The 26,765-nt window shown below is 73.4% G+C and carries 16 protein-coding genes; 11 read left to right on the top strand and 5 right to left on the bottom strand.

The genetic code is table 11. From position 1 onward, the window contains the following. Window positions 1–5: 5 nt before the first annotated feature. The 8 genes from ACIQUQ_RS33430 to ACIQUQ_RS33395 all read left to right on the top strand — a co-directional run bounded on the left by ACIQUQ_RS33430 (window position 6) and on the right by ACIQUQ_RS33395 (window position 8,787). Window positions 6–1,223: a cytochrome P450 gene (locus ACIQUQ_RS33430; RefSeq protein WP_403983610.1), complete on the top strand. Its 1,218-nt coding sequence runs from the start codon at window positions 6–8 to the stop codon at window positions 1,221–1,223. Then, window positions 1,220–1,717 (top strand): dCTP deaminase domain-containing protein, encoded by a 498-nt coding sequence (locus ACIQUQ_RS33425; RefSeq protein ID WP_403983608.1) that lies wholly within the window; start codon window positions 1,220–1,222, stop codon window positions 1,715–1,717. The genes ACIQUQ_RS33430 and ACIQUQ_RS33425 overlap by 4 nt, the downstream gene beginning before the upstream one ends. After that, a complete protein-coding gene (gene dcd, locus ACIQUQ_RS33420; protein WP_030198075.1) occupies window positions 1,714–2,247 on the top strand; it encodes a dCTP deaminase in 534 nt (177 codons plus the stop codon). The genes ACIQUQ_RS33425 and dcd overlap by 4 nt, the downstream gene beginning before the upstream one ends. After that, a complete protein-coding gene (locus tag ACIQUQ_RS33415; RefSeq protein WP_403983606.1) occupies window positions 2,240–5,065 on the top strand; it encodes an amino acid--tRNA ligase-related protein in 2,826 nt (941 codons plus the stop codon). Before dcd ends, ACIQUQ_RS33415 begins: the two co-directional genes overlap by 8 nt. Window positions 5,066–5,090: 25 nt before the next feature. Then, entirely contained in the window at window positions 5,091–5,903 is an 813-nt protein-coding gene (locus ACIQUQ_RS33410) for a class I SAM-dependent methyltransferase (protein ID WP_403983604.1), read from the top strand. A gap of 61 nt (window positions 5,904–5,964) precedes the next feature. Further along, the gene (locus tag ACIQUQ_RS33405) at window positions 5,965–6,822 is read left to right on the top strand and encodes a class I SAM-dependent methyltransferase (RefSeq protein ID WP_403983602.1); all 858 of its coding nucleotides are present in this window, start codon (window positions 5,965–5,967) and stop codon (window positions 6,820–6,822) included. A 52-nt stretch (window positions 6,823–6,874) separates the two neighbouring features. Beyond that, window positions 6,875–8,230, top strand: coding sequence for a diaminopimelate decarboxylase family protein (locus ACIQUQ_RS33400; RefSeq protein WP_403983600.1), 1,356 nt, complete (start codon window positions 6,875–6,877; stop codon window positions 8,228–8,230). After that, window positions 8,227–8,787 carry an AAA family ATPase gene (locus tag ACIQUQ_RS33395; RefSeq protein ID WP_403983598.1) on the top strand — a complete coding sequence of 187 codons (561 nt, stop codon included), beginning with the start codon at window positions 8,227–8,229 and terminating at the stop codon, window positions 8,785–8,787. Before ACIQUQ_RS33400 ends, ACIQUQ_RS33395 begins: the two co-directional genes overlap by 4 nt. Before the next feature lie 107 nt (window positions 8,788–8,894). Here the strand turns inward: ACIQUQ_RS33395 and ACIQUQ_RS33390 are convergent, their stop codons facing one another. Next, window positions 8,895–9,848, bottom strand: coding sequence for a hypothetical protein (locus ACIQUQ_RS33390; RefSeq protein ID WP_403983596.1), 954 nt, complete (start codon window positions 9,846–9,848; stop codon window positions 8,895–8,897). A 90-nt stretch (window positions 9,849–9,938) separates the two neighbouring features. Here ACIQUQ_RS33390 and ACIQUQ_RS33385 point away from each other — a divergent pair, with 90 nt between their 5' ends. Further along, entirely contained in the window at window positions 9,939–14,162 is a 4,224-nt protein-coding gene (locus ACIQUQ_RS33385; RefSeq protein WP_403983594.1) for a S8 family serine peptidase, read from the top strand. Between the two features lie 103 nt (window positions 14,163–14,265). On the opposite strand, the gene ACIQUQ_RS33380 is transcribed toward ACIQUQ_RS33385, so the two are convergent. From ACIQUQ_RS33380 to ACIQUQ_RS33365, 4 genes are all read right to left on the bottom strand, one after another. Then, a complete protein-coding gene (locus ACIQUQ_RS33380) occupies window positions 14,266–16,002 on the bottom strand; it encodes an FG-GAP-like repeat-containing protein (protein ID WP_403983592.1) in 1,737 nt (578 codons plus the stop codon). A gap of 64 nt (window positions 16,003–16,066) precedes the next feature. After that, on the bottom strand, window positions 16,067–17,710 hold the full coding sequence (locus tag ACIQUQ_RS33375) for a phosphodiester glycosidase family protein (protein WP_403983590.1): 1,644 nt from the start codon (window positions 17,708–17,710) through the stop codon (window positions 16,067–16,069). A gap of 188 nt (window positions 17,711–17,898) precedes the next feature. After that, complete coding sequence (locus ACIQUQ_RS33370; protein WP_403983588.1) at window positions 17,899–19,464, bottom strand: FG-GAP-like repeat-containing protein; 1,566 nt, start codon at window positions 19,462–19,464, stop codon at window positions 17,899–17,901. Window positions 19,465–19,627: 163 nt separating this feature from the next. After that, window positions 19,628–21,637: an FG-GAP-like repeat-containing protein gene (locus ACIQUQ_RS33365; RefSeq protein WP_403983586.1), complete on the bottom strand. Its 2,010-nt coding sequence runs from the start codon at window positions 21,635–21,637 to the stop codon at window positions 19,628–19,630. A gap of 507 nt (window positions 21,638–22,144) precedes the next feature. Here ACIQUQ_RS33365 and ACIQUQ_RS33360 point away from each other — a divergent pair. Both ACIQUQ_RS33360 and ACIQUQ_RS33355 read left to right on the top strand, forming a co-directional pair. After that, window positions 22,145–26,152, top strand: a complete 4,008-nt coding sequence (locus tag ACIQUQ_RS33360) for a polymorphic toxin-type HINT domain-containing protein (protein WP_403983584.1) — start codon at window positions 22,145–22,147, stop codon at window positions 26,150–26,152. Beyond that, complete coding sequence (locus tag ACIQUQ_RS33355; protein WP_403983582.1) at window positions 26,149–26,664, top strand: hypothetical protein; 516 nt, start codon at window positions 26,149–26,151, stop codon at window positions 26,662–26,664. The genes ACIQUQ_RS33360 and ACIQUQ_RS33355 overlap by 4 nt, the downstream gene beginning before the upstream one ends. Window positions 26,665–26,765 lie beyond the last annotated feature (101 nt).

Genomic DNA, 26,765 nt, shown 5'->3' with positions numbered 1-26,765 from the left:
CCGCCATGACCCGTCAGCAGCTGGTGCTCGCCGCGCTCGACGCCGACGACCCCGCACCCCACCTGGACGCCCTCGCCCGGGGCGGCACCGCGATCGACTGCCCCGACCTCGGCAGCGGCCGTCTCGTCCTGCCCCGGTACGCCGAGGTGCGGCACGTCCTGCGCGACCCGGCCTTCGGCTGCGCGCCCTCCGCCGGCCACTTCCTCGACGACCTGCCCCCCGCCCTGCGCCCCGCCCTGGCCCCCGTCGCCTCGTGGGCGCTGTACGCCGACGGCGCCGACCACCGCCGGCTGCGCTCCCTGCTCTCCAAGTCCTTCACCCCGCGCCGCGTCGCGGCCCTGGAGGACCGCACCGCCGCCACCGCCCGCTCCCTGCTCGACCGGCTCGCCGCCGAGGGCGGCGGCGACGCGGTCACCGGCCTGGCCTTCCCGCTGCCCGTCCTCACCATCTGCGCCCTGCTCGGCCTGCCGGCCGCCGACCAGGACCTCCTCAAGGGCCTGTCCGACGACCTGATCAGGATCGTCGAACCCGACCCCGGTCCCGAGGACGTCACCCGCATCGCCGCCGCCTGGCACGCGCTGTGGGACTACTTCACCGCCGTGGTCGCCGAACGCCGCGCCCGCCCCGCCGACGACGTCGTCTCCGGCCTGGTCCGGGCCGAGGCGGAGGGCTCCCGCCTGACCACCGACGAGATCGTCTCCAACTGCGTCTCCCTGCTCCTGGGCGGACACGAGACCACCACCAACCTGATCACCGCGCTGCTCCTCGCCGCCACCGCCCATCCCGCGTCCGCGGCGGCCGCGGCCCGCGACCCCCGCGCGGCCGCCGCCTTCGTCGAGGAGGTGCTGCGCACCGACGGGCCCTCGAAGATCACCGCCCGGACGGCCCTGGCCGACACCGAGGTCGCCGGAGTCCCCGTCGAGCGCGGCCGCCGCGTGGTGCTGCTGCTGGCCTCGGCCAACCGGGACCCGCGCGCCTTCGACCGGCCCGAGCGCTTCGACCCCGCCCGCGCCGCGCAGCCGCACCTGGCCTTCGGCCACGGCCCGCACGCCTGCTTCGGCGCCGCCCTGGCCCGCCTCCAGGCGCGGATCGTGCTGGAGCAGTACGCCGCCCACCCCGCCGCCCTCGCCGTCCACCCCGACGGGGTGCGGTGGAAGCCCTCCCGCGTCCTGCGGTCCGCCCGCAGCCTGCCGCTGAGCACCGGCCACCGGAGCGCCGCATGATCCTCACCGGACCCCGCATCGAGGAGGAGCACGCCGCCGGCCGCATCGTCATCACGCCCTTCCGCACCGAGGCGGTCAACCCCAACAGCTACAACTACCGCCTCGGCAGCACCGTCAAGAGCTTCGACGAGACCACCCGCAGCTGGCTCGCCTTCGAACTCCCGGAGGAGGGCTACGTGCTGGCCCCCGGCCGCATGTACCTCGGCCACACCGAGGAGGTCATCGGCAGCGACACGTACGCCATGTCGCTGATCGGCCGCAGCTCGATGGGCCGCCTCGGGCTGTTCCTCCAGGTCTCCGCCGATCTCGGGCACACCACCTCCTGCCACCGCTGGACGCTGGAGATGGTCGCCACCCGCCCGCTGCGGATCTACCCGGGCATGACCGTCGGCCAGGTGTCCTTCTGGCAGAACCAGGGCCGGGTGCGGCCCACGCCCGCCCTCTACGCCCGCTTCAACGAACCCCACGAGTCCGCGATCGGAGACCGGCTGTGATCCTCACCGGCGACGAGGTGGCGCGGCAGGTCGACCGGGGACGCATCGTCATCTCCCCGTTCGACCCGGCCCGCTGCACCACCAACTCCTACGACCTGGCGCTCGGCCGGCGGGTGCTCGTCTACACCGACGACGTGCTCGACCCGCGCCGGCCCGCCGCCCACGAGGTGCGCGAGATACCCGAGGAGGGCCTCGAACTCGCGCCGGGTGAGTTCGTGCTCGCCGAGACCGCCGAGACCATCGGCAGCGACCACTACGTCCCGCTGATCCACGCCAAGTCCGGCACCGCGCGCATGGGCCTGTTCGTGCACGTCACCGCGGACCTCATCGACATCGGCTTCGTCGGCCACTCCACGCTCCAGCTGTACGCGACCCTGCCGGTGCGCATCCGGCCGGGCATGCTGATCGCCCAGGTCACCTTCTGGCAGCCGGTGGGCGCGATCCGCCTCTACGACGGCAAGTACCAGCTCGCCGACGGCCCCCAGCCGTCCCGCACGTACCTCGACCACCAGGTGGCGGGCCGTGCCTGAGCCGACCACCGCCGCGCCCCTCGCCGCGCCGCCCACGGTCCCGGGACCCGTCCCCGTGCCCGTCTGCCCGCACGTCCCGGCGCCGGCCGACTCGGCCGACGCGTTCCGCACGGTGCAGGACCGTGCCGAGTGCACCTTCGCCCGCCGCTCCCGGCTCGTCGGCATGCCCGCCCACCACGGACCGGACGCGTACGCCGCCGGTCTGGCCGCCGGACCCGCCCTTCGCGCCTTCACCGCCCGCGCGGCCGCCGACCGCCTCGACGGGTTCGTCGTCGAGCTGACCGACCCCGCGCACGGGGCCACTTCCGCCGCCGTCGCCGCCACCACCCGCGCCGTGCTGGCGGGCGTGCTCACCGCCGACGGCGACCCGGGCCTCGCCGGGCTGGAGGGCGCCGAGGCGGAGCACTGGTGGTTCCGGGCCTTCGGGACCCGCTGGTTCGCGCTGGTCTTCGCCGCCTCGTACGGGCCCGAGTCACCCCGCCACACCTTCGGCTCCGCGTCCACCTTCGTGCTGCTCCAGCCGGTGGAGGCCTTCGACCGGCACGCCAGCCCGCGCGGCGCCGTCATCGCGGAGAGCGTCCGCGAGGACATCCGCGACCGGTACGCCGCCGGCGGCCGCCCCTACGACGCCCAACTCGCCGCCCAGGACGTCGAGGCGCTGAAGTTCGTGTGGCCGCACGGCCCCGCCGACGCCCCCGTGCGCTGGTGGGAGCGGTCCGCACCGCCCGCGCCGCACGCACCGCCCGCGCCGCACGCACCGCCCGCGCCGCACGCACCGCCCGCGCCGCACGCCGCGGGCGGCACGGACACCCCCGCCGGCCGGGCGCCCTCGGCCGCGGAGGGCACGGCCGCGGCGGCCCCCCACCCGCCCGCCCGGCACGGCGCCCTCACGGACCTCGCCGCTGCCGCCGCCGCCACGCACGCCGGACCGCCCGCCCGCGCCCGGGACCTTCCCGGCGCCGCCGGGTACGAGCGAACGGCCGCCCGTACCCGAGACGTTCCGGACCCGGCCGCGAGCACCGGGCCCGCCGCGGCGGCCGCCGAACCGCCCGCCGGCGCGGGGGACCTCGGCCCCGACCTGCTCGCCACCGCGACCACGGCCCTGGGCGGCGCGACGCCGCCCGTCGACCGGGAGACCGCGCGCGGGCTGCTGGCCGGCCTCGCCGGGCTGGCCCTCGACGGCCCGCACCGCCGCGTGCCGCTGCACACCGCCCTCCCCGGGACCCCCCTGCCGGCCGCCCTGCGTCCCGCCTCGGCCCACGGCGCCCCGGAGGAGGACGTGTTCCGGCTGGCGCTCGCCGCGGCCTGTCCCGGCGCGCCCTGGCCGGACGGGCCCGCGGACCCCGTCGCGCTGGCCGAGGCCGTCCGGGTGCTCGGGGGCCGGCTCGGCTGCCGGGTTCCGACGATGGCCGCGGTGGCCGCCCGCCACCTGCTGCACCGGCTGCCGGCCGCCGACGCCGCCGCCCGGCGCCACCTCGTGCGCCGCCTGGCCTGGCTCACCGACTCCCGGGCGGCCGGCGCGCAGGCCCTGCTGCTGGGCCTCACCGGCGCCGACGACCCGCTCGTACGCCTCCCCGGGACGGGCCGGGCCCCCGACCGCGCACCCGGAGCCGGCGCCCCGGACGACGACGAGGAACCGCTGCCCCTCGCCGACTGGCACCGGGAGCCGCCCGCGCCCGGCGAGGAGCGCCGTCTCGGCGGCCGGGTCACGGCCGTGCGCCGCCACCGCGGGGCGACCTTCGCTGATCTGGCCTGGGCCGGCCGGACCGTCCAGCTGTCCCTCCCGGCCGGCGGACCGGCCCGCATCCGCCCCGGCGACCTGCTGGCCGTGCGCGGCCTCGGCGGGCGGTCCCGACCCGGCGCGGCCGTCCTCTCCGTCGACGAGGTGCTGCGGCACCGGCCCGCCCGTTCGGCGAGTCCGCTGCGTCCTGCCGGCCCCGACCCGGTCGGCGAGCTGCCCGTGGCGGCCCTGCTGCGGCCCCGGCTGACCCGCCTCGGGTTCGCCGAGGCGGCCTCGCCCCTCCTCACCGAGAGCTACTTCGGCGGCCGGGCCCGCCCCTTCGCCACCCGCCAGGCCGACCGGGACCGGCCGCTCTACCTGCGGGTCACCACCGAGCTCGACCTGCTGCGCCGTCTCGCCGAGGGCCGTACCCGCGTCTACGAGATCGGGCCCAGCTTCCGCAACGAACCGCTGCGCGGCGCCGCCGCCAAGGAGTTCGCGATGCTGGAGGCGTACGCCGCGGACCTGCGCCTGGACACGATGGCCGAGCTGGTCGCCGACCTGGTCGCGGACGTCCTCGGCGACCCGCGCAGGCCCCGCTGGACCACGTTCGACGAGGCCTTCGCCGAGACGTCCGGGGTGCACCCGGACGACACCGCCGCCCTGCACCGGCTCGCGTCCCGGGCCGGCGGCCCCGGCCCGCGCCGGTCCGCCGACCCGCACGCCCTGGCCCACCGGCTGTGGCGGAGCGTCTACCGCCACCGGCTCCCCGGCGTGGCGCTCGTACACCGCATCCCCGGTCCCGCCTCGCCGTTCATCGCGGGGGAGGGCCGGGCCGCACGCCGGGTCTGGCTCTCGGTCGACGGCGTCGAACTCGCCGAGATCAGCGCCAACGAACGCGATCCGGACCGGCTCGCCCGCCGGCTCGCCGCCCAGTTCGCCGACGACCCCCACCCCGTCCACCGCGACTACTCCGAGGTCCTGGAGACCTTCGCCGCCGGCGTCCCGCCGTGCGTCGGCGTCGGACTCGGCCTCACCCGCCTGGCGAGCCTGCGCGCCGCCGCGTACGACCACCACCGGACAGGAGCCCGGCCATGACACCCACCCAGGAGCGCCCCCAGCCATGACCACCACCGCCCACGCCCCCTGGCTGTCCGCCAACGAAGCACTGTGGGACGCCCGCGTACCGCTGCACGCCGACAGCGACTGGTACGACCTGGCCGGCTTCCGCGCCGGCGGCCTGGCCCTGGACCACATCGAGCGCGCCGGCGTCGGCGACCCCGCCGGCCGCAGCCTGCTGCACCTCCAGTGCCACTTCGGCCTGGGCACGCTGTCCTGGGCCCGGCTGGGCGCCGAGGCCGTCGGCGTCGACTTCTCGGCCGCCGCCGTCGGGCGGGCCCGCGCCCTGGCCGCCGAGACCGGCCTGCCCGCCCGGTTCGAGCAGGCCGAGGTCGGCGCCCTCGACCTCGGCCGCACCTTCGACGTCTGCTTCACCTCCTGGGGCGTCCTGATGTGGCTGCCGGACCTGACCGCCTGGGCCCGCACCATCGCCCGCCACCTGCGCCCGGGCGGGGTGTTCTTCCTCGCCGAGGGCCACCCCCACCTGTTCGTCTGGGACGACGAGCCCGGCAAGGACGGCTACCGGCCGCGCAACCCGTACTTCCGGCACGGCGCGCCCGTCGTCGACGAGGAGGCCGGCACGTACGTGGACACCTCCGCGACGCTGGGCCTGCCCCAGTACCGGTGGAACCACCCCCTCTCCGAGGTGGTCTCCGCCCTGGCCGGCGCCGGCCTGCGCATCACCGGCATGGACGAGCACCCGGTCCTGCCCTGGCAGCCGCTGCCCTGGCTGGTCCCGGCGGACCGGCCGGGCTTCTACCGCATCCCCGGCGACCCCTTCCCGCTCAGCTTCACCGTCACCGCCACCAAGGACTGAACCGGAGCGGCCCCGGCGCCGTTCCGCCCGCCCTGTGCAGGACGTACGAAAGGACCACGACGTGACCACCCCGCTCCGCGCCCTCCCCACCTGGCCCCTGGCCAGGGTCCCGCGCACCCCCGCCGACGTGCGGGACGCGAGCTACACCGACTTCGTCGCCATGGTCAACCAGACCAACGTGCCGCCGGGTTCCCACGCCACCCTCAACGCCTGGGCCACCTTCGGCCGGGTGGACGCCTCCTCCTCGGTCCTGGAGGTGGCCTGCACCACCGGGTTCTCCTCGCGTGAACTCGCCCGGCTCACCGGCTGCTCCGCCACCGGCTTCGACCTCAGCGACGACTCGGTGCGCATCGCCCGCTACAACCACCAGACCGTCGACCCCGCCCTGCGCCTGGAGTACTTCACCGCCGACGGCGCCACCGCCGAACCCCGCAGCCGCTTCACACACGTGGTCGTCGGCGCCGCCCTCGGGTTCTTCCCCGAACCCGCCGCCATGGCCCGCCGGCTCGGCGGCTTCCTCACCGACGGCGGCCTGCTGCTGGCCTCCCCGTTCTGGGCCGACGAACCGCTGCCGGCCGAGGCGGAGGACCTGCGCCGCGAGGTCTTCGGCATCACCAGCCCGATGGAGGGCTACCACGAGGCGATGTCCCTCTACCGCGGCTTCGACGTGCTCCACGAGACCCGCCACGTGCCTGTCCTGGAGACCGAGGACGACATCGCCCACTACTGCGCCTCCACCGTCGACCGGGCGTGCGCCCAGTCCGGCGTCACCGACCCGGCGGTCCGCGCGGCGATGACCGAGCGCCTCACCGCCGTCCGCCGGGCCTCCAACCGGCTGCGCCGCCACCTGCGCTACTCCGTGCTCGTGCTGCGCTACGACCGCGCCACCTACCCCGCCCGCTTCGTCGAGCTCTTCTGACGCCCGGCCGTACCGACAGCAGCGGACCCACAGGAACGGACCCCACCCCACCATGGCCATCGCCCACGACGCCTCCCGCGTGCGCGCCCGCGACCTCATCGGCCTCGAACAGTACGAGGTCCCGGCCGTGCACGAGCTCCTCGACCACCTCCACTACGACGACCACGGCCGGCTCCGCGTCCACGGCCACGACGCTCACGACCTGCTCACCCGCGCCGGCGCGCCCCTGATCTGGTACTTCGGCGACCGAGTCCGCGCCAACTACCGGGCCGTCGACGGCGCCTACCGCGCGCATTTCCCCGGCCACCGCACCTTCGCCGCGATCAAGGCCTGCTACGTCAAGGAGTGCCTCGCCGTCCTGAGCGAGGCCGGCGCCGGCGCCGAGGTGATGAGCGCGCTGGAGCTCCAGATCGCCCTCCAGACCGGCTTCGCCCCCGCCGACATCGTCAGCAACGGCGTCGGCCGCAGCCCCGAGTACGCCGACGCCACCGTCGCCGCCGGCGTCGGACTGACCGTCCTCGACTGCCTGGAGGACCTGGCCACCCTCACCGCCGCCTGCCGCCGCCACGGCGTCCGGGCCCGCGTCGGACTGCGGGTGACGCCCCCCGTCGACCACGAGGGCATCTACATCACCCCCTCCTCCAAGCTCGGCGTCGACTGGGAGGGCGGGGACTTCCTGCGGCTGGCGCGCGCCGCCCTCGACGCCCCCGAGGTCGACGTCGTCGCCCTGCACGCCCACCAGGTCACGCACTGCTCCCAGCCCGCCAAGTACCGCGCGATCCTCGCCGGCGTCGCGGACGTCGCCCGGGCCGTCGACCGCGAACTGGGCCTGCGCTTCGAGATCGTCGACATCGGCGGCGGCCTGGAGACCCGCTTCCTCCTGCGCCGCTCCGGCCTGGGACCCGAGGACTTCGCCGCCGTCGCGAAGGAGGAACTGGACCGCATCGGCTACCCGTTCGTCCTGCACATCGAACCGGGCCGCTTCCTCACCGCCGACGCGGCCGTGGGCCTGACCCGGGTGACCGCCGAGAAGCGCAACGGCGACCACCGGTACCTGATCACCGAGATCGGCTCGAACGTGCTGATCGACATGGCCGAGGTCACCTACCACCCCCTGCCGACCGTGCTGCCCGCCCCGGACGCGCCCTGGGCCACGTTCGACGTCGGCGACTCGACCTGCGCCCCGGCCCTGGTCTGCCGGAGCGCGACGCTGCCGGACACGCCGGACAACCGGACACTGCTCCTCCTCAACTGTGGTGCGTACTCCACCGTGTTCACCCAGCTGTGGGCCTTCCGGCTGCCCCGCTACCTCTTCAGTGACGGGGACGGACCGGTGCGCACGGTCTTCGACGACGAGGCGCAGAGCGCGATGTACCGGGCCCTCTACGGCTACGAGATCCTGCCGTGAGCCCCGCCGGGGCCGGGGGCGCCCCGGTGGTCTGGGTGAACGGGCCGTTCGGCTGCGGCAAGACCACCGTCACGCGCCACCTGGCGGCACTGCTGCCCGGTGCCCTGGTGGTGGACCCGGAGGACGTCGGGCACCTGATCTGGCGGCGGCTGCCGACCGGGCTCAGGCAGGAGGAGTTCGAACTGGAGCCGCTCTGGGCGCCCCTGACCCGCCTGCTGGTCGAGCGGTGCGCCCGTACCTACGGCCGGCCCGTGGTCGTCCCGATGACGGTGTCCCGGCTGCCGGTGTTCGAGCAGCTCGTCGGCGGCCTGCGCCGCGGCGGTCTGGACGTGCGCCACTTCACCCTGCTCGCCGACCCGGCGACCATCCGGGACCGCCTGCGGCGGCGCATGGCCGAACGGCGGGAACCCCCGGACGAATGGGGCGAGCTGAGCTGGGAGGGCCGCCAGCTGTCGCGCTGCCTGGAGACACTGACCGGCCCGGAGTTCGGGACCCACGTCTGGACCGCCGGCAGGCGGCCCGAGGACGTGGCACGCGAGCTGGCGGACCACCTGTGACGACGGCGTCCGTGCCGCCGGGTCGCACAGCGTGCCCGCCGGAGCCACCGCCGCCGGCCGGCGGCTGGGAGCCGGCCCCACGGGGCCGCCCCCGGTCCGGCGGCGGGTCAGATCCAGCCGCGGCGGGTCGCGATGACACCGGCCTGGAAGCGGTTCACCGCGCCCAGGAGTTCGTGGAGGCGGCTCATGCGCCGGCGCATGGTGCGGACCGACCAGCCGAGCTGGCGGGCTATGGCCTCGTCCTTGAGGCCGCTGACCAGCAGGGTGAGCATCAGGCGGTCCTCCTCACCGAGCGGGTCCTCGGCGGGGGCGTCGAGCGGCAGGGCCTGCTTCCAGCACAGGTCCCAGTAGTCGGTGAGGGCGTCCAGCAGCGTGGAGGGGCGGATGACCGCGGCCCGCACGCCGTCGAGGTCCAGGGACAACGGCATCAGCGCCATCCGGCGGTCCGCGATGGCCAGTTTGATCCGCAGGCCCGGCATCACCCGGGCCTGCTCGCCGCGGCGCACGAGTCCGCGGATGTCCTCCAGGACCCCCGGCCACTCCAGCGCCTCGGGGGCGTACACGGCGCGATAGCGCACCCCGCGCCCCAGCGCCGTGCTCTCCACCGGGTTGGCGGTGGTCAGCGCGTACGGGGGCCGGTCGAGCGTCATGACGTCCTCGCGCGCCTCCTGCTGGAGGCGGACGAACCAGCGGCCGAGCGCCTCGCGGCCGGTGGCGATCTCCACCTGGTCCTCCCCGGCGGTGCCGGCCTGGGCCGCCGCGAAGAGGCGGGACAGCTCGCCCGCCGCCGAACGCACCCGGTCCAGCTCCGCCGCCCTGGTCCGCACCAGGGACTCGACCGCAGCCGTCGGCTCGATCGCCGCGTACCGGCGGCGGACCCCCGCGAGCCGCCCCACCAGACCGTGGTCGTGCAGCCGGTCCAGCGCCCTGAGGGCGCGGAGAGGTGAGCAGCCGAGGTCGGCGGCGAGCTCGCTCGGGACCGCCGTGCGGCGGGTCAACACCGCCCGGTAGACGCTCTCGTCGAACGGATCGATGCCTGCCGCGGTGAGCTCGTGCGTCATATGCGGATCCTGGCCCACTTGTGCCAGCGGCAGCAAGAGGCCTCCAAGATCCGTTGTACGGAGAGTGACTTCGACGTTAGGACTTTCCCCATGGCCAAGAACCCACGAAGTATCCGACGCCTGGCGGCCGTTGCGGTCACCACCGTCGCGCTCGCCGGGACGCTGACCGCGATACCCGGCACCGCGACCGCGACGTCACCCGACCCGAACCAGCGGGTCATCGTCGAGCTGTCCGGGGAGGCCGCCGTCGCGGCCGCACCGGGCGGCTCGCTCACCTCCGCGGCCGCCCGCACCGACGGCGCCGTCGGCGACGCCCGGCGGGCCCTGGTGGCACGGCAGGACGCCTTCGTCCAGGCGGTACGGAAAGCCGGACTGCACCCCGCCGCACCCCGCAAACTCGGCCTCCTCGTCAACGCCGTGGCGATGACGGTGCCCGCCTCCGAGACGGCGCGTCTGGCCGCCCTGCCGGGCGTCACCGCCGTCCGGCCCGACACCCGCATGCAGGTCCAGACGGACACCAGCGTGGCGCTGACCGGCGCCCCCGAGGTGTGGCAGCGCAAGGACCCGGCCGGGGTGCAGGCCACCGGCAAGGGCACCGTGGTGGCGGTCATCGACAGCGGCGTGGACCACGGCCACCCCGACCTGGGCGCAGGCTTCGGCAAGGGCCACAAGGTCGTCGGCGGCTTCGACTTCGCCAACGACGACGCCGACCCGATGGACGACAACGGCCACGGCACGCACGTCGCGGGCATCATCGCGGGCAAGGCGGCCGGGAAGGGCGGCGTCACCGGCATGGCGCCCGACGCGCGCCTGCTGGCCTACAAGGTCACCGGCGCCGACGGCAGCGGCTACACCTCCGACATCATCGCCGGCATCGAGGCGGCGGCCGACCCGGCCAACCCCCACCCGGCCGACGTCGTCAACCTGAGCCTCGGCGGCCCCGGTGACGGCACGGACCCCCTGGGCCGCGCGGCGACCGCCGCCGTACGCGCCGGAGTGGTCGTCGTCGCCGCGGCGGGCAACGCAGGGCCCGGCAGCGGCACGGTCAGCACCCCGGCCTCCGCCGACGGCGTCATCGCCGTCGGCGCCTCCACCAGCGGCATCCGGACCCCCAGCGCGTACCTGGCGGGCAAGGAACCCGAACTGATCCAGACCTACCGCGGCATCCTGTCCGCGAACCCGCCCCGGAAACCGGTCACCGCACCGCTCGTGGACGTCGGCGCCGGCACCGCCGAGGACTGGAAGCGGGTCGGTGACGTACGCGGCAAGATCCTGCGCGCCGACATCCTCGTCCCGCCCGTCACGGACGTCCTGAGCCAGTACGACATCGACTGGGCCCGCGAAGCGGAGAAGCGCGGCGCGCTCGCCGTGCTCGGCGGCCTCCCCGCCGGCTCCGGACCCGTACTCGCCGCCACCCCCGGAACCGTCGGGGCCCGGGCGACCCCCGCCCGCCCCGACTTCGACCGGACCGCGGCCTCCGGCGACTCGCTGCGCATGGACCGCCTGGTCGTCATGGGCATCGACACCACCCAGTACGCCCAGCTGAGCCGTGAACTGGCCGCCGGGAAGGTGTCCGTCACCCTGCGCGGCACCGACGCCACCGACCGGATCGCCTCGTTCTCCTCGCGCGGCCCCGGCACCGGCTTCGGCCTCAAGCCCGACCTGGTCGCACCCGGCGTGGAGATCCGCTCCGCCATCCCCACGTCGATGTACGGGCCCGGTGTCTACCGCATGTCGGGCACCTCGATGGCGAGCCCGCACGTCGCCGGAGCCGCCGCCCTGCTGCGCCAACTGCGCCCGGACCAGGACCCCGCCGGGATCAGGTCCGCCCTGGTCGGCACCGCGAAGCCGCTCGCCGGCACCGGCCCCACCGCCCAGGGCAACGGGCGGCTCGACGTGGCCGCCGCGGCATCGGCCGCCCTCAGCGCCTCTCCGGCCGCCGTGTCGTTCGGCCTCGCCGACCTGGCGCAGCGGACCGTCGGCGGCACCGCGAAGGTACGTCTGGCCAACCCGGGCAGGAAGCCGCTGACCGTCACCCTCACCAGCACCGGCCCCACCACCGTGTCCCCGCCGCGGGTCACCCTCCCCGCCGGGGCGTCCGCGACCGTCAGGGTCACCCTGCGCGCCGCCCGCCCGGCCACCGACACCGAGATCAGCGGCCGGATCACGGCCACCCCCGACCGCGGCCCGGCCCTGCGGGTGCCGTACCTGCTCGTCGTCCGGCACCTGGCCGTCCAGGCGTCCCCCGACCCGAGCGACGGCCGCTCCACCGTGCACGTCGCCGCCCCGAGCGCCCTCGGCGCACCGCCGCAGATCACGGTCACCCCGCCGCACGGCAAGCCCTTCGTGCTGCCCACCACCATGAACGGCGCCGGCTACTACCAGGCCGACGTGACCGGGAAGGCGGCCGGCGCCTACCGGCTGGCCGTGCGGGCCACGACCACCGACGGCCGGCGGATCACCGGAGCCGGCGCGTTCGAGGTCACCCCCGCCGACAGCCGCCGCAACCGCTGGGAGCCGGTCGGCCCCCACAGCGAGGCCGGCCACCTCGCGCTGTCGCCCGCACGCCCGAAGCAGGCCGTCGTGACCCAGTTCCGCAAGGCCGCCCCCTGGCTGACCACCGACGGCGGCGCCACCTGGCGCCAGGTGGGCCGTCTGCCGATCGCCGACGGCAACGGCACCGGAGCGGTCGTGGTCGACGCCCGCCGCCCCGACCGCTGGTGGTACGCCGTGAACACCGCCGCCGACCCCACCCGCCGCGGCACGGTCCTGCGCACCGACGACAACGGCCGCACCTGGCGCAAGCTCGACGTGCCCGACGCGCACATCGACGCGTTCACGGCGGACGAGAGGACCCGCACCCTCGCCGCGATCGTCGACGGCACGCTGCTGGTCAGCACGGACGCGGGCGAGCGCTGGGCGACGTACCCCACCGGCGTCACCGGTGACGTCCGCGAGGCCACCCTCGTCGGCGACACCCTGTACCTGGCGACCTTCGACGGCGTCTGGCGGATCGACGGCGTCGGCAAGGGCGACCCCGCCACGGCGCACCTCGTCCTCGACGAGCCGGTGAACACCATCCGTGGCATGGCGGCCGACTCCACCGTTGTGGCGGCCTACGTCCCCGGTACGGGCGTCCGCGGCTCCTACGACAAGGGCCGCACCTGGTCCACCCTGCTGCCCCTGCCGGACGGCGGCAACGGACTCTCCGCCTCCGGCGGCGACCTGTACCTGCGCGCGCTCTTCGGCGCCGGGCAGGTGAGCCGCGACCACGGCAGGACCTGGAAGCCGCTGGCCGCCCCCTCGAAGGCCGCCATCGCGATGGACTACGACCGCTGGGCCGACGGCTCGGTGACCGTCTCCAGCGAACAGGACGGCCTGTACCGCGGCACGGCCGACGGGACCGGCTACCGCAGGATCGGCGTCCAGGGCCTGACCACCCACGCCCTCGCGGCCTCCGGCGACCAGCTGCTCGCCGGAACGGTCAGCGGCACCTACCGCACCTCGATCCCCGTCGCCGGCCCCGAGTGGGGCAAGTCCGGTGCCGAGGGCATGACCGGCCGCCACACCTCGCACATCGCCGTCTCGCCCCGGGACACCAAGGTGGTGTGGCAGATCCGCCGCACCGCGACGGGCCTCTTCGAGGTCTCCCGCAGCGCCGACGCCGGCCGCACCTGGCAGGTCAAGGGCACCTCGTCGGAGGTACCGACCTCGATCCTGATCCACCCCGCCGACCCCGACCGGGTGTCCGTCGGCTTCCGGAGCATCCTCGGCGACGGGCTGTTCACGACCACCGACGGCGGCACGACGTGGAAGAACCTCTTCCACGAGCGGTCCTTCGACGCCATGGCCGGTGACCCGCGCGACCCGCGGCGCCTGTGGCTCGGCAACGCCTCGGGCCTGTACCGCTCGGACGACGGCGGCGTCACCAAGACCAAGGTCGCCGAGGGCCCCGTCTCCGCGATCGCGGTGGACGGCCGGCGCCTGGTCGTCGGCGGTTCCTCCGTCCGGGTCAGCGACGACGGCGGCAGGACGTTCCGCACCGCCGACACCGGCCCGCTCGCGGTCCACGTCTCGGACCTGCTGAGGGTCGGCGGAGCGCTCTACGCCGCCACCGCCGGCTCGCGAGCGTCCGGCCTGGTCCAGGGCGGCCGCGGCGTCCTGCGCAGCACCGACGACGGCCTCACGTGGCAGAACATCTCAAGCGGCCTGCAGAACACCGACACAACCAGGCTGGCCGCCGCCCGCGACGGCCGTACGCTCTACGTCGGCACGGTCGACGGCGGAGTGCACCGCCTGAAGCTCCGCCGCTGACCCACCCGGGGATCGCGAGCGTGCGCGTGGTCTGCGGGAGGACCTCCCGCAGACCACGCGCGCACCCGGTCGCCCACGGGGCCGGTGCCACGGTGAAGGTGGGTCAGCGCATGGACTGGATCCAGCGCCAGCCGCCTTCGCCGATCGTGACGGCCGTACCGAATGCGGTACCCGCCGCGTCGCCCGGGAGGAACGTCAGATTCCCGGTGTTGGTGCCCTGCGGCGCGGTGGTGAGCAGCAGGTCGGCGCGGCCGTCGCCGTTGGCGTCCCCGACGGTGCCGGCGAGCGGGTGGGCGGCCGGGGGAGCGGACCCGATCGGGCCGGGTGCGGCGAGGGTCTGGGCGCCGTTGGAGAGGTACTGGCGCAGTTGTCCGTCGGTGGCACGGGCCCACAGGTCTGCACGGCCGTCGCCGTTCACATCACCGGGGGCAAGGATCTCGGGCAGACCGGCGGCCGACCACTCCGCACCACCCAGGACGACGACGCCGCGGGGCAGAGCCGGGTTCCTGCCGACCGTGCCGCGGTGCAGGTAGAGGCCGTTGGTGCTGCGGCCCACCAGGTCGGGCTGCCCGTCCCCGTCGACGTCCCCGACGGCGAGGACGGTGGCGTGGGCCCACCCCGTCGGACGGTCGCGCATCGGGACGCGCTCGCCGAGGCGGCCGTACCCGGTGTTCGGGTAGACCCACAGCTCGTCGCCGATCCGTGCGATGACGTCCTCTCGGCCGTCGCCGGTCCAGTCACCGCGGTGGCTCACATCGGCACCGGCGAACCCGCCCGCGCCGATCACCTGGTGGGCGGCGAAGCGCCCGTTCCCGAGGCCCGGGTAAAGGCGCAGGGAACCGTCGTCCTGCACCGCGAGCAGATCCCGGACGCCGTCGCCGGTGAGGTCCCCGGGTACCGCCGCCCGCTCCTGGAACGCCGCGGCGGAACGGACCAGAAGGTGGTCCTTCACCTTCGTCAGCCCGGTCTCCACGGTCTCGCTGCGCAGGTCCCGGAAGTCCTGACGGGTGAAGAAGGTGAAGTCGAACTTCGAGACGTACTTGGTGCCCGTCTCGCTGTCGACCAGGGTCGGCGCGCCGGAGCGGCACTCCGTGGCCCCGGCCGTCTTGCAGGCGGCCGTGAAGTACTGCTGGTCCGTGCCGTCGGCCTCGGCCAGGGACACCGTCCCGGGCCGGCCCGCGTAGACCGGGTCCATGTGCGCGTACGAGGGACGGGCGTTGAAGTCACCGGCCAGAATCACCGGCAGCCCGTTCGACCACGCCTCGATCCGCTCCATCAGCGCCGGGGTGTCGTTCTGCGCGGCGTCGTCACGCCGCAGGTGCGTGCCGCAGGCCAGGACGGTACGCCCGTCCAGCGGTGCCCTGGCGCAGACCACCGAGCGCTTCTCGTCGGTGAAGCCCGCAGGCGTGAGCTCCGCGGACATCCCGGTGACTTCGCTGCGCGGAGCCTTCACCAGGAGCGCCTGGCCGAAGCTCTTGTCCTCACCCCACTTGGCGCAGCCGTCAGCGGTCTGGGTGCTGGTCCACACGCCCGTGTATCCGGGCAGGACCTGCTGCAGCCGGTCGTACTGGCCCTTGCACATCTCCTGGAGCATCACCACATCGGCGTCCCAGTCGGTGACGTGCCCCTGCAGTCCCTCGGTCCAGGCGGCCGGGGTCAGCTCGCTCTGGCACTTCGCCGCGTAGGCGCCACACGCGTTGTACGAGATCGTACGCACCGGCGGCGTCCCTTCGGGCGCACCCGCGGACGAGGCCGGCGTCACCGACCCGGTCACCAGCACTCCCGCGGCCGCGACGAGCCCGGTGGCCATCCACGTGCCGAAGGTCCTTCTCCTGTTCACGTTCCCCACTCTCATAGAAAAGATCAGATGCAAAGGCAGGGCGCAGGCCCCGGTGCGTCGCCGCCTACCTCTTCACGACGACGACGGCGTTGCCGACCTTGCGCTCGGTGGAGCCGCTCGCGGTCCAGCTGTCCATGGGGCGGTTGTAGAGGGTGTCGTTGGCGACGAGGGTGGTGTCGCCGCCGACGCCCAGGCTGAGGGCGTCCTTGGCGCCGAGCCACTTCATGACCTCGGCGGCTTCCCGGAGGGTGACGCCGACGCTGGTGCCGGGGTCGCGTCCGTCGACGGTGACCAGGAGGAGTTCGCCGGCGGCGGTGACTCCTGCGAGGGTGCGGGGGTGCCGCTCGACGACCGCTGAGGTCGGGGTGCCGTACACGGGGTTGTGCATGCCGTTGGCCACCGTGTTGATCATGACCTCGCCGTTGCGGACCAGGGCGGGGCCGCCACCGGCGACGGCGGAAAGGGTCGAGCTGGTCACCGGCTTGCCCTGGGAGTCGGTGATGGTGGTGGAGGACTTGAACGTCTGGCCGACGGCGGCGTGTTCACGGAGCCAGGCGGCACCGGTGCCGATGCCCTGCAGGATCCTGCCGCCGGCGGGGATGGGGCCTCCGGCCGCGCGCTTCTCGGTGACGGTCCAGCTGCTGTTCATGACGATCTCGATGCTGTCGCTGACCTCCGGCCGCGGCTTCGGGGTCTCCGCTCCCCACTCGGGACGGAAGATCACGACTTCGTTGTCGTCGACGCACATGGCCCCCCGCCACGGCCTCGTCTCGGGGTTCGCGCCCTTGCCGTCGAGGCGGTGGTCCTCGCCGATCCCTCCACAGCCGCGGATCCTGCCCGGCACGCGGTTGATGCCGTCGACCGGTCGGACCTGCCCGTCGGGTGCGGTCACCTGGGTCCTGGAGGTGATCTCGTCGACACGGACGCGGGCTCCTGCGCCCTCCAGGAGCAGGGCAGTGCGGCCGTTGTTGGCCTCGCTGAGGATGCTGTTGCCCTGGACGTACAGGCCCTCGGGATCACCGTCGTAGCCGGAGTGGTCGGGGTTGCCGGTCGACTTGATGTCGAACTCGGACCCGTTGACCGCGACCAGGGCGCCCGCGGCCCTGGCCATGTCGCGCACCGTCTGCGTCGTACCGAGATCCTGCCCGTGCACGGCCTTGAAGGCGACGGCCGCGGTGGGGTCCACCTTGACGACCTGGACCTGCCACGGGCCGGTCGTCGAGGAGCCGTCCTGGGCCGTGTAGATGGTGCGCCCGGGGTATCCGGCGGTCTCCAGCCAGCCCTTGAGCCGGTCCGCGCCGGCCTGGTTGTCGGGGAGGAACCGCCCCACGCGCACCGCGTGCTCGGACAACGTGCCGCCGCCGCCCGTCAGGACGGGCACGTCCCGGGATTCGACGAGGCCCGCGAACCCGTCGCCGGCCAGCTTCCCGACGAGTTCCTGCGCCCACTTGCTGTTGCCGACCCGCCAGCTCGTGCCGCCGTCGTACGGAATCTGCAGCTCGACCGACCACCTGTCGTCCAAGGCCTTGCCCTGGTGGAACCGCTGATAGGTGACTCCGGGTGCCAGGGTCTGGACCTCGGCGAGGTCCATCGGCAGGTGCAGCGCGGTGCCGCCCGAGTCTTCGGCGACAGCCGATGCGCCGGGCGGCAGCACGGCCAGAGACGTCAGCGCGACGGCCGCGGCGAGGCCGCGACGGAATCTGGACAAGACACTCCTCGAAAGAGCTCGGGCGAGCACGGCGGCCGCCGGGGGCGGGGACGCCGGTGCAGCCCCTGACGGGGGCAGGGCAAAGTACGAAGTCGAATGCGGGCCTGCGCTGCCGGCCGCCCGCTCCTCGGCGAAGCCCCGCCGCACGGTGAACGATTTCCGTGCGGCGGAGCGCTCCGGTCCCCAGGTCATGAGCCCGGGGGGATGGTGCCGAGGCGGGTCCAGCCGCCCAGGTCGGGATCGCCGCCGTTGAAGGCGTAGACAGTGGTTCCTCCGTCGGGCTGACGGAGGAGGTAGTCGGCGTGGCTGTCGGCGGTGACGTCGACGAGCTCGACGCGAGCGGGGTCGGTGGTGAGGCCTGAGGCCGTGCGGCCGGCGTGCCGCCAGCCGCCGTGGCCGTCGCCGCCACGGTTCAGATAGGTCGTCAGACTGCCGTCGGTGTTCACGGTCCAGTAGTCGGCCCGGCCGTCGCCGTCGAGGTCGGCCAGTCGGACCCGGGTGCGGTCGGTGGTGGTGCCCGTCGCGATGCGTCCCAGGCCGACCCAGCCGCCCGCCCCGGCCGGGTCACCGCCGCGGTTGAGGTGCACGTTGACGGCTCCGGTGCCGGCGATGGTCCAGTAGTCGGTGCGCCCGTCGCCGTCGAAGTCGGCGAAGCGGACCTGCTGGTGGTCGGTGGTGGTCCCCCAGGCGACCTTGCCGATGAACTCCCACCCGTTCGGGCCGCTGATGTCGCCGCCGCGGTTGAGGTGGACGGTGACGCCGCCGTCCGGCGCGATGTGGAGGTAGTCGGCGCGCCCGTCGCCGTCGAAGTCGGCCAACCGGACGCGCGTACGGTCGGTGGTGACGCCAGTGGCGACGCGGCCGGCGTCCTGCCAGGTGCCGGCACCCTCCCCGCCGCGGTTGAGGCGGGCCCGGACTTCTCCGGAATCGGCGATCGTGAGCTGGTCCGTACGTCCGTCGCCGTCGAAGTCGGCCCAGCGGACGCGGCCGGTGCCGCCGGACTCGGTGCCTGCCCGCGGGGCAGGGGTGGGCCGCGTCCAGCCGTCGGCCTCGGCCGCCTGCAGGCCCTCGTGGTAGGCGGCGGCCATCTTGCGGTACCCGGCGTCGTTGGGGTGCAGCCCGTCCGGCAGCTCCGTGGCGACGTCGAGGCGCGGGGACTCGGCATACCGTACGTGCCGGCCGGCGGCGGCGCGTACGTCCACGGCGGCGCGCAGGTCCGCGTTGAAGGCGTTCGTACGCTCGAACTGCCCCCGGGTGTCGACCAGCAGGCCCTGGACGATGACCGTCACACCGGGCTGGTTCGTCTGGATGCGGTCGATGAGCGCGGCCAGGTCGCCCGAGGCGGTGGCCGGGTCGGCGTTGTGGGAGTTGAGGTCGTTGATACCGAGGTGCAGCAGGACGACATCGGGTGCCGCGGCGTTCTGCCAGCGGTCGATGCCGTCGCGGATGCCCTGGATGGTGTAGCCGCTGTGGCCTTCGTTGTCGGGGTCCGGGGTGTTGCCGAAGGAGCCGGACCCGACGAAGTCGGGGGTGTAGCCGCCGTGGGCGGTGATCCGGTCCCACAGCGGGGCGCGGTAGCCGGCGTGGCCGGAGCTGCCTTCGCCGGCGGTGATGGAGTCACCCAGTGGCATGATCCGCAGCAGGGGAGGGGCGGGCTGCGCGGCGGCGGTGGCGGGTGTGGCGGCCAGACCGAGCAGGGCGGTGGCACCGAGGAGAAGGGCGGCGGAGGCCAGGGCGGTGCTGTGTTTCGTCATGGAGGTGGGCTTTCTGGGTCATCGGCCCCGGAGCCCGGCAGGAGGAGGACACGGCCGGGACCGAGGAGACAAGGGGACGGCCGTTCCCGTCCTGCCACACGGCAGGACGGGAACGGCCGGTTGGAGGGAGCCGCGGGGCTCGATCGAGCGTGGTCGTGGTGGCTCAGGTGCCGCTGGCGACGACGCCGATGCCGGTCCAGCCGTTGCCGCCGGCCGGGTCGCCGCCGTTCCAGAGCCAGACGGAGGCGCTGTTGCCGTTGCCGGCGACGATGTAGTCGGCGTGGGTGTCGGCGTTGAAGTCGGCGAACTGCACCCTGGTGTGGTCGGTGGTGACGCCGGTGGCGATCTGTCCGACGACCTGCCAGCCGGTGTTCGGGACGACGTCGCCGCCGCGGTTGACGTACAGGTCGACCTTGCCGTCGGGCTTGACGTGGAGGTAGTCGGTCTTGCCGTCACCGTCGATGTCGGCGAAGCGGATGCGGGCGCGATCGCCGGTCACACCGGAAGCGACCTTGCCGACGGCGGGCCAGCCGTTGCCGGACTGGTCGCCACCGCGGTTGAGGTAGACGGACACGGCGCCGGTGTCGGTGAAGGCCAGGTAGTCGGAGCGGCCGTCGCCGTCCCAGTCCGCGAAGCGGACCTTGCTCGCGTCGTTGGTGACGCCGGTGGCGACCTTGCCGATGTGCTTCCAGCCGTTGGCTCCGGCGGGGTCGCCGCCCTGGTTGAGGTAGACCTCGACCGAGCCGTCGGTGTTGATGAGGAAGTAGTCGGCCTTGCCGTCACCGTCGAAGTCCGCGAAGCGGACCCGGTTGCGGTCGTTGGTCAGCCCGGTGGCCACCTGGCCCAGGCCCTGCCAGCCGTTGGCCCCGGCGGGGTTGCCGCCGCGGTTGAGCCAGACGGAGACCGAGCCGTTGTCGGCGATGTTGAAGTAGTCGGGCTTGCGGTCGCCGTCGAAGTCGGCCCAGCGGATGCGCCCGTTGGCACCGGCCTCGTTGACCGCCGCGGACCGGCGCGAGGTCAGCGAGCCGATCCACGGAGCGAGGTCGTCGACGCGGGTGTCGTAGGCGCCGGTCTTCGTGTCGGCGCTGTCGAGGCAGGTGCCCTGCCAGGAGCGGCTGCCGATGGCGACGACCGCCGGCTTGCCGTTCTCGGTCCGCACGGCGGGAGCGCCGGCGTCGCCCTTGCAGACGGTCGCGTTCTCCGGCGTCTTCGAAGCGAGGTCGAAGCCCGTCGCCGCGACGGTGCCGACCGTGAAGGCGGCGGTGTGCACCTTGGTGGGGGCCCACTCGGCCGGGGTGCGGCCGAAGCCGGCCACGGTCAGTTCCTGACCCGCGGTGGGTGCGGTGGCGGATACTGCGGCGGGAGTGACGCCGAAAGCGGGCTTGTCCAGGCGGGCCATCACGAGGTCCCGGTCGTCCCGTGGCACGAGCTCGACGATCTGGGTGGTGTGACCGCCGGACGTCGCCAGGTCGGTGCGGCCGACGGTGACGGTGGTCTTGTCCTTCGGGGCCCCGGCCGCGACGGTGTTGTTCTCGGCGGGGTTGTCGGCGAAGCAGCTCTTCGCTGCGAGCACCCACCGCGGATCCACCAGCGTGGCGGTGCAGAAGCGCTTGTGGTCGCCGATGGTCAGTTTGCCGGTGAACGCGTACGTCTGGTCCCCCGACGGCTGGGCCGGTGCGTTCGCCGAGCCGGTCACCCGCATCTCGAGGAGGGTGGCCCGCTGCGGATCCGTCGGACTGGACTCGCCGAAGCCCTTGGAGGTGTCCTTCGGAACGGTCAGGCTGGACGTTTCGCCGTTGATCGTGACCTGGGCGCTCAGGTCACGGCCCTCGGTCTCGATGCGGAACGCGCGGGGGATGTTGACTGCGAGGTAGCCGGTGTCGGCGGCCTTGAAGCAGATCCTGGAGTCACTGGTCGTGAGGTTCCGCGCCCAGACCATGATCTGGTACGGGGCGGAGCAAGAAGTGAGTGAGATGTTGCCGTCGCCCGCGATCAGGTCCGCACCCGTGAGGGCGTGAACGTCCGAGCGGAAGGGGTAGGCGCCGTCTTCGACCGTGAACGCCGCGCCGGCATTGGCCGGCTCGCCCGTGTCGGCCGATGCCGGCGGTGCCCAGACGGTGGTGGCGAGGGCGGCGGTCAGGGTGGCTGCAGGCAGCCATCTGCGAGTACGCACGAGGTGAGTCATGCCTTCCAGGGCGAACCCTCAACGGAGAAGCCGTGAGGGTGAGTTGAACAGAAGCGACCGCGCCGCGACAGTGCGGACGGCCGAAGATCGCCTGGGGGGCCGGGAGGAACAGTAACCCACTTCCGCACCTCGGGTGGCCGTGGTGGCAAGCCCAGGCGCCGAAGCGGGTCTCTCGGGGGCCGGCGGAAGTGACGCCCCCTCAGGCCGCACATAACGGTGAGATAAACATTCGGGCGACCGGTGCAACCATCGCCCGACCGAGATGATCTAGGGTCTGGATCAACAAGATTGCTCCGGGCCGTGACACCTGGTCCGGAGCGGGAACCGCCGTCTTCCGGCCTGGGGAAGCCGAATCATGGAGGCCGGCGGGGCCCACCGTGTACGCAGGCAGGACGCAACGACGCGACCGGCCCCCTCCCGACCGACCCAGGAGGGGTTCCGGCCTGACCGCGTGCGCAACACGACACCAAACGCCACCACAGGGGGAACGTTTCAGTGCGTCACAACCTGGTTGGGCCCCGCAGAGGCTGGGGGAGGGGAACCGCGACGGCATTCAAGGCCGCGCGCAGCCTGCTCCCACTGGCCCTGCTGGCCGGACTCGTATCCGCCGGCCCGGCAATTGCCGATGACCCCGTCTCCGGTTCGCTGACTCCACGTCAGCAGGTGCTCCAGCAGTGGAAGGCCGGCGGCCCTGCCGTCAAGTCGGCAGCCGGCCAGGCCCTGTCGGGCACGGACGAGCAGATCCGCGCCTACCTGGAGACCGGTCAGAAGATCGCCGAGGACCTGGATCTCCGGGAGGCGGCGCTCAAGCTCGTCACCGACGCGGGCCCCGGCCTGCGGGAAGCCGCCCAGCAGGCGCTCGACGGCACGCCGGCCGAGCTCGCGGCCTTCATGCAGGAAGGCTGGAAGGCCCCTCTGGCCGAGGACGAGCGGGTCCAGGCCGCCATGATCACCGAGGCCGGCGGTCCCGGGGTCCGTGAGGCCGGGGACATGGCGATGCGTGGGTCGATCGACGACATCCGCGCCTTCATGGCCGAGGGCCAGTACCGACAGCGCGACGACGACGCCCGCGTGCGGGTGTCCCAGCTCGAAGCCGTAGGGGGGCCCGCGACCAAGCGCGCTGCCGCCGCCGCTCTCAAGGGCTCGATCGAGGACGTCCGCGACTTCCTGACGTACGGCCAGTTCATCGCCCGTGCACAGGACCGGGAACACGCCAGCATCACCGACCTCGCCAAGCAGACGGCCGAGGCCGGAGCGGCAGCGGAGAAGGCGAAGAAGAGCGCGCTGGAGCAGGCCGAGAAGGCCAAGGACGCAGCCCGCCTGGCCAAGGAGGAGTCTGCCAAGGCCGCTGCGGAGACGCAGGCTGCCCAGAACGACGCGATCAAGGCCAAGGACGCGTCCCGCCGCGCCGCTGAGTCCGCCCGCCGCGCCGCGTCCGCCGCGCAGGCGGCCATCGCCTCGGCCCGTGCCGCCAACGCCGCGGCCCAGACCGCCGCGATCGCCGCCCACAACGCGTCGACCGCCGCCCTCTACGCATCCCAGGCCGCGACCCAGGCCTGGAACGCTGCTGCCTCCGGCAAGGTCAACGAGAAGCTCGCCGCCGATGCGGACAAGGCCGCCGAGCAGGCCGAGAGGATCGCCGACTCCGCCGACGCTCTGCAGAAGACACTCGCGGCGGCTAACGCTGCGCTGCAGGCGTCGCTCGACGCGATTGCCGACATGACCTCCGCCGCGGGCAGCGCGGAGCAGTCGGGCGCATGGGCCGAGAAGGCCGGCGTCAACGCCGACGAGGCCGAAGCGGCCGCAGCATCGGCCCGCCGCCACGCCGCCGAGGCCAGGCGCTCCGCCGCCGCGGCGCAGTCCCATGCCGCAGCCGCCGCCACCCAGGCGCGCGAAGCCAGCGCCGCGGCGCGCTCCGCCGCGGGGCACGCCCGCAAGGCAGCGGAAGCGGCCCGGCACGCTGCCGACTACGCGAACGACGCCCAGAAGGCCGCGACCCAGGCCAAGGCCAACGCTGACGAGGCGCTGAAGTCGGCACAGGCCGCGGACGCCGCGGTGAAGAAGGCCCAGGAAGTCCAGGCCGCTGCTCGTGCGAACGAGGCCGAGGAGATCGCGGCCCGCACGAAGACCCTGGTGAACCACGCCCGCGACAGCAAGGCCAAGTACGACACCGCCAAGGCGGAGGTCGTCCGCCTGGAGCAGGAAGCCGTCAAGCTCGACGCCGACGTGGACACCCTCGCCCGGCAGGCTGCCCAGCCCGGCACGGCATCGGCGACGATCGCCGCCACCGGGCGCAAGATGGCCCTGACGGTCATGCAGACCCGCGGCCCCTGGAGCAGGAGCGCCGCCGAAGCAGCCCTCACCGGCGACGACACGGCGGTGGTCGAGTACGTCACCACGGGCTGGAAGAAGGCTGCGGAGCAAGATGACCGCGAACAGGTCAACCAGCTCTCACAGGAATCGCCGCACGAGGAGGTGCGCACCGCCGCCGCCAACGCCCTCAAGGGCGACGCAGCCCAGGTCCACGGCTTCCTGACCGCCGGCCAGTACCAGGCCGCAGCCCCCGACAACCGCATCGAGGTCGCCCGGATCGCCGAAGCCGGCGGCACCGGGGTCAAGGAGGCGGCCAAGGCGGCCCTGGAGTCCTCGGACCCCAAGACGCTGACGGAATTCGTCCTCGTCGGCCAGCACCAGGCTCGTCTCGAGGACGACCGAGTCGAGGCCGCACGTCTCGCCGAAGGCGGGACGCCCGAGGTCAAGGCTGCCGCCGAAGCCGCACTTGCCAGCCCCGAGACGGAACTGCGCACCTTCATCGAGTCCGGCCAGGACCGTGCCAGGCGCCGCGACCAGCTCAACGCCGCGCACATCGCACAGATCCAGGGCATCATCGCCGAGGCCGGCGCCGTATCGTCCAAGGCGTTCCAGGACGCCTACGACGCGGCCAAGGCCGCCGCGAACGCCCAGGGTTCCGCCAACGAGGCGGCCGGCTACGCCGCCAAGGCCGACGACTACGCCGTCAAGGCGGCCGGTTACGCGGACGACGCCAAGAAGTCCGCCGACAGCGCCGCAGCCTCAGCCTCCGCTGCCGCGGCCTCAGCGGCCCGTGCCCGCGACGCCGAAGCCCAGGCAGCTGCCAGCGCGCAGCAGGCCGACAGCTCCGCCACCTCGGCCAGGGCCAGCGCCGTGGCCGCGGCCGACTACGCCGCCAGCGCATACCAAGCTGCGAGCGAAGCGCGCCAGTCCGCGGTGAACGCCGGCATGAGCGCGCAGGACGCCCAGGGCCGGTACGAGGCGACGGTCGAGCGGTACATGATCGAGCAGTACTTCAAGGAGCAGCAGGAGCGCCTGCGTGCCGAGAGCAAGAAGAAGTGGGGGGACCTGTTCCAGACGGGCATGAAGGGCCTCGCCCACTGGAACTGCTTCACCAAGGGCATGTGCATGGGTGTCTCTTTCGACACCCAGCTCGACTACCTGCACATCAAACTCGACCTCATCGGTCTCGTCCCGGGTTGGGGAGAGATTGCCGACGGGGCGAACTGTGTGATCTATGGGGTGGAGGGGACGGTCGACTACTTCACCCCCACCGGCCGCGAAGGCATGTGGACGGACGCGGGGCTCTCCTGCGCATCGGCCATTCCCATCGCGGGATGGGGTGCCGCCGGCATCAAGTTCGGCAAGTGGGGAGAGAAGTACGGCCCCAAGGCGAAGGACGTCTTCGACCAACTCGCCAAGCTCTGGCGCAAGACCCCCGATTGTGGGAAGAACAGCTTCCCTGCGGGTACCCGTGTCCTGATGGGTGACGGCTCCTCGAAGCCGATCGAGCTCGTGCGCATCGGCGATCTGGTCCAGGCGGCGGACCCCGAGACCGGGATCACCGGCCCCCGGCGCGTCGAGGACACCATCTACACCCCCGACGACCGTGACTTCACCGACATAGAGCTGCGCGGCGACACGCCCACGACGGCTCTGACCTCTACCGATCACCATCCCTACTGGGTGGAGAACCGCAAGCGCTGGATCGACGCCGTGGATCTCGCGGTCGGCGACGCCCTGCGCACGCCGGTGGGCACCACGGTCCAGATCGGCAAGGTCACCCACTGGAAGGGCCTCCAGCCCGCCTACAACCTGACGGTCAACGATCTCCACACGTACTTCGTGCTGGCGGGCAGTACCCCGGTACTGGTCCACAACACGCGGTGCCTGATCGCTGACGTCGTCGGGCCCCAGGGTGAGAAGCTGTGGCTCCCCAAGGGCCGCAAGGCGCTTGCGACGGCCGACAGCCTGAAGGGCTGGTTCTATGAGATCAAGAAGGCCGAAGCCAAGGCCAACGGTTTCCATCGGAGCGTCAGCTATGTGCGCGTGATGGACCCGGTGACCAGCGGGCCGCACCAGTACCCCAACGGATACATAAGCTATTTCAACGAAGGGGGTCAGATAATCAACCCGTTCACCGGGAAGACCCTCACCAAGTCCGATCCCTACTGGCATATTGAAATTCGATGAGCCTGATTGAAAACCTCTTCACGTCCCGGGAACATGATCGGGCGCTGAACCCTGTGGAGTGGGACCCGCTGAAGGAGCCGGACGCCCTGCAGGACGCCCAGCTCCTGGACGCACGGTTCTGTCCGACGGCCAACCGGGCAGCACTGCTCTTCGACATGCGGACGGCATCGTTCTACCCCTTGGGAAACGCCGCGGTCATCATCGTCCGGGGGCTGCGCTCCCTGTCCTGGAACGGGCTCCCGCAGGGGCGGAGCCTGATGGCGTTCTCGGTCATCTCGAGTCAGCCGTCTCTGATCGCTGATCGTGGATGGCTGCTGAACCTGCGGTTCTTCCCTGACGGAGACTGTTCCGTCGGGGGAGAGAGTGCAGAATTTCATCTGCTGGAAGCCCACGGGATCCCGGAGGCGCCGCCAAGCTATCCCGGACGGCACCTCGATGAAGTTCACCACGAGCTGCCGTCGTGGACCTCCCCCTGCACCGTGCTGCAGTCGGCCACCACGAACAGCCTGTGAGACAAAGCGGCTCGCCCGGCCCCGTCCGGGCGAGCCGCCCGCACGTTGACGGCCCGTCGGCCCCCACCGGCCGGCGTCACGGCCACGACGGCGCTCCCGAT

Origin of the sequence: Streptomyces sp. NPDC101118, assembly GCF_044759445.1 — a bacterium.
Classification (GTDB): domain Bacteria; phylum Actinomycetota; class Actinomycetes; order Streptomycetales; family Streptomycetaceae; genus Streptomyces.
Note: the sequence above shows the minus strand (reverse complement) of the source record. Positions and strands in the feature narration are given on the sequence as shown.

Bases quoted from the DNA above. Each gene is read 5' to 3' on its own strand.
- ACIQUQ_RS33430 (WP_403983610.1), top strand. From the start codon at position 6: ATGACCCGTCAGCAGCTGGTGCTCGCCGCGCTCGACGCCGACGACCCC.
- ACIQUQ_RS33425 (WP_403983608.1), top strand. From the start codon at position 1,220: ATGATCCTCACCGGACCCCGCATCGAGGAGGAGCACGCCGCCGGCCGC.
- ACIQUQ_RS33410 (WP_403983604.1), top strand. From the start codon at position 5,091: ATGACCACCACCGCCCACGCCCCCTGGCTGTCCGCCAACGAAGCACTG.
- ACIQUQ_RS33400 (WP_403983600.1), top strand. From the start codon at position 6,875: ATGGCCATCGCCCACGACGCCTCCCGCGTGCGCGCCCGCGACCTCATC.
- ACIQUQ_RS33390 (WP_403983596.1), bottom strand. From the start codon at position 9,848: ATGACGCACGAGCTCACCGCGGCAGGCATCGATCCGTTCGACGAGAGC.
- ACIQUQ_RS33385 (WP_403983594.1), top strand. From the start codon at position 9,939: ATGGCCAAGAACCCACGAAGTATCCGACGCCTGGCGGCCGTTGCGGTC.
- ACIQUQ_RS33370 (WP_403983588.1), bottom strand. From the start codon at position 19,464: ATGACGAAACACAGCACCGCCCTGGCCTCCGCCGCCCTTCTCCTCGGT.
- ACIQUQ_RS33355 (WP_403983582.1), top strand. From the start codon at position 26,149: ATGAGCCTGATTGAAAACCTCTTCACGTCCCGGGAACATGATCGGGCG.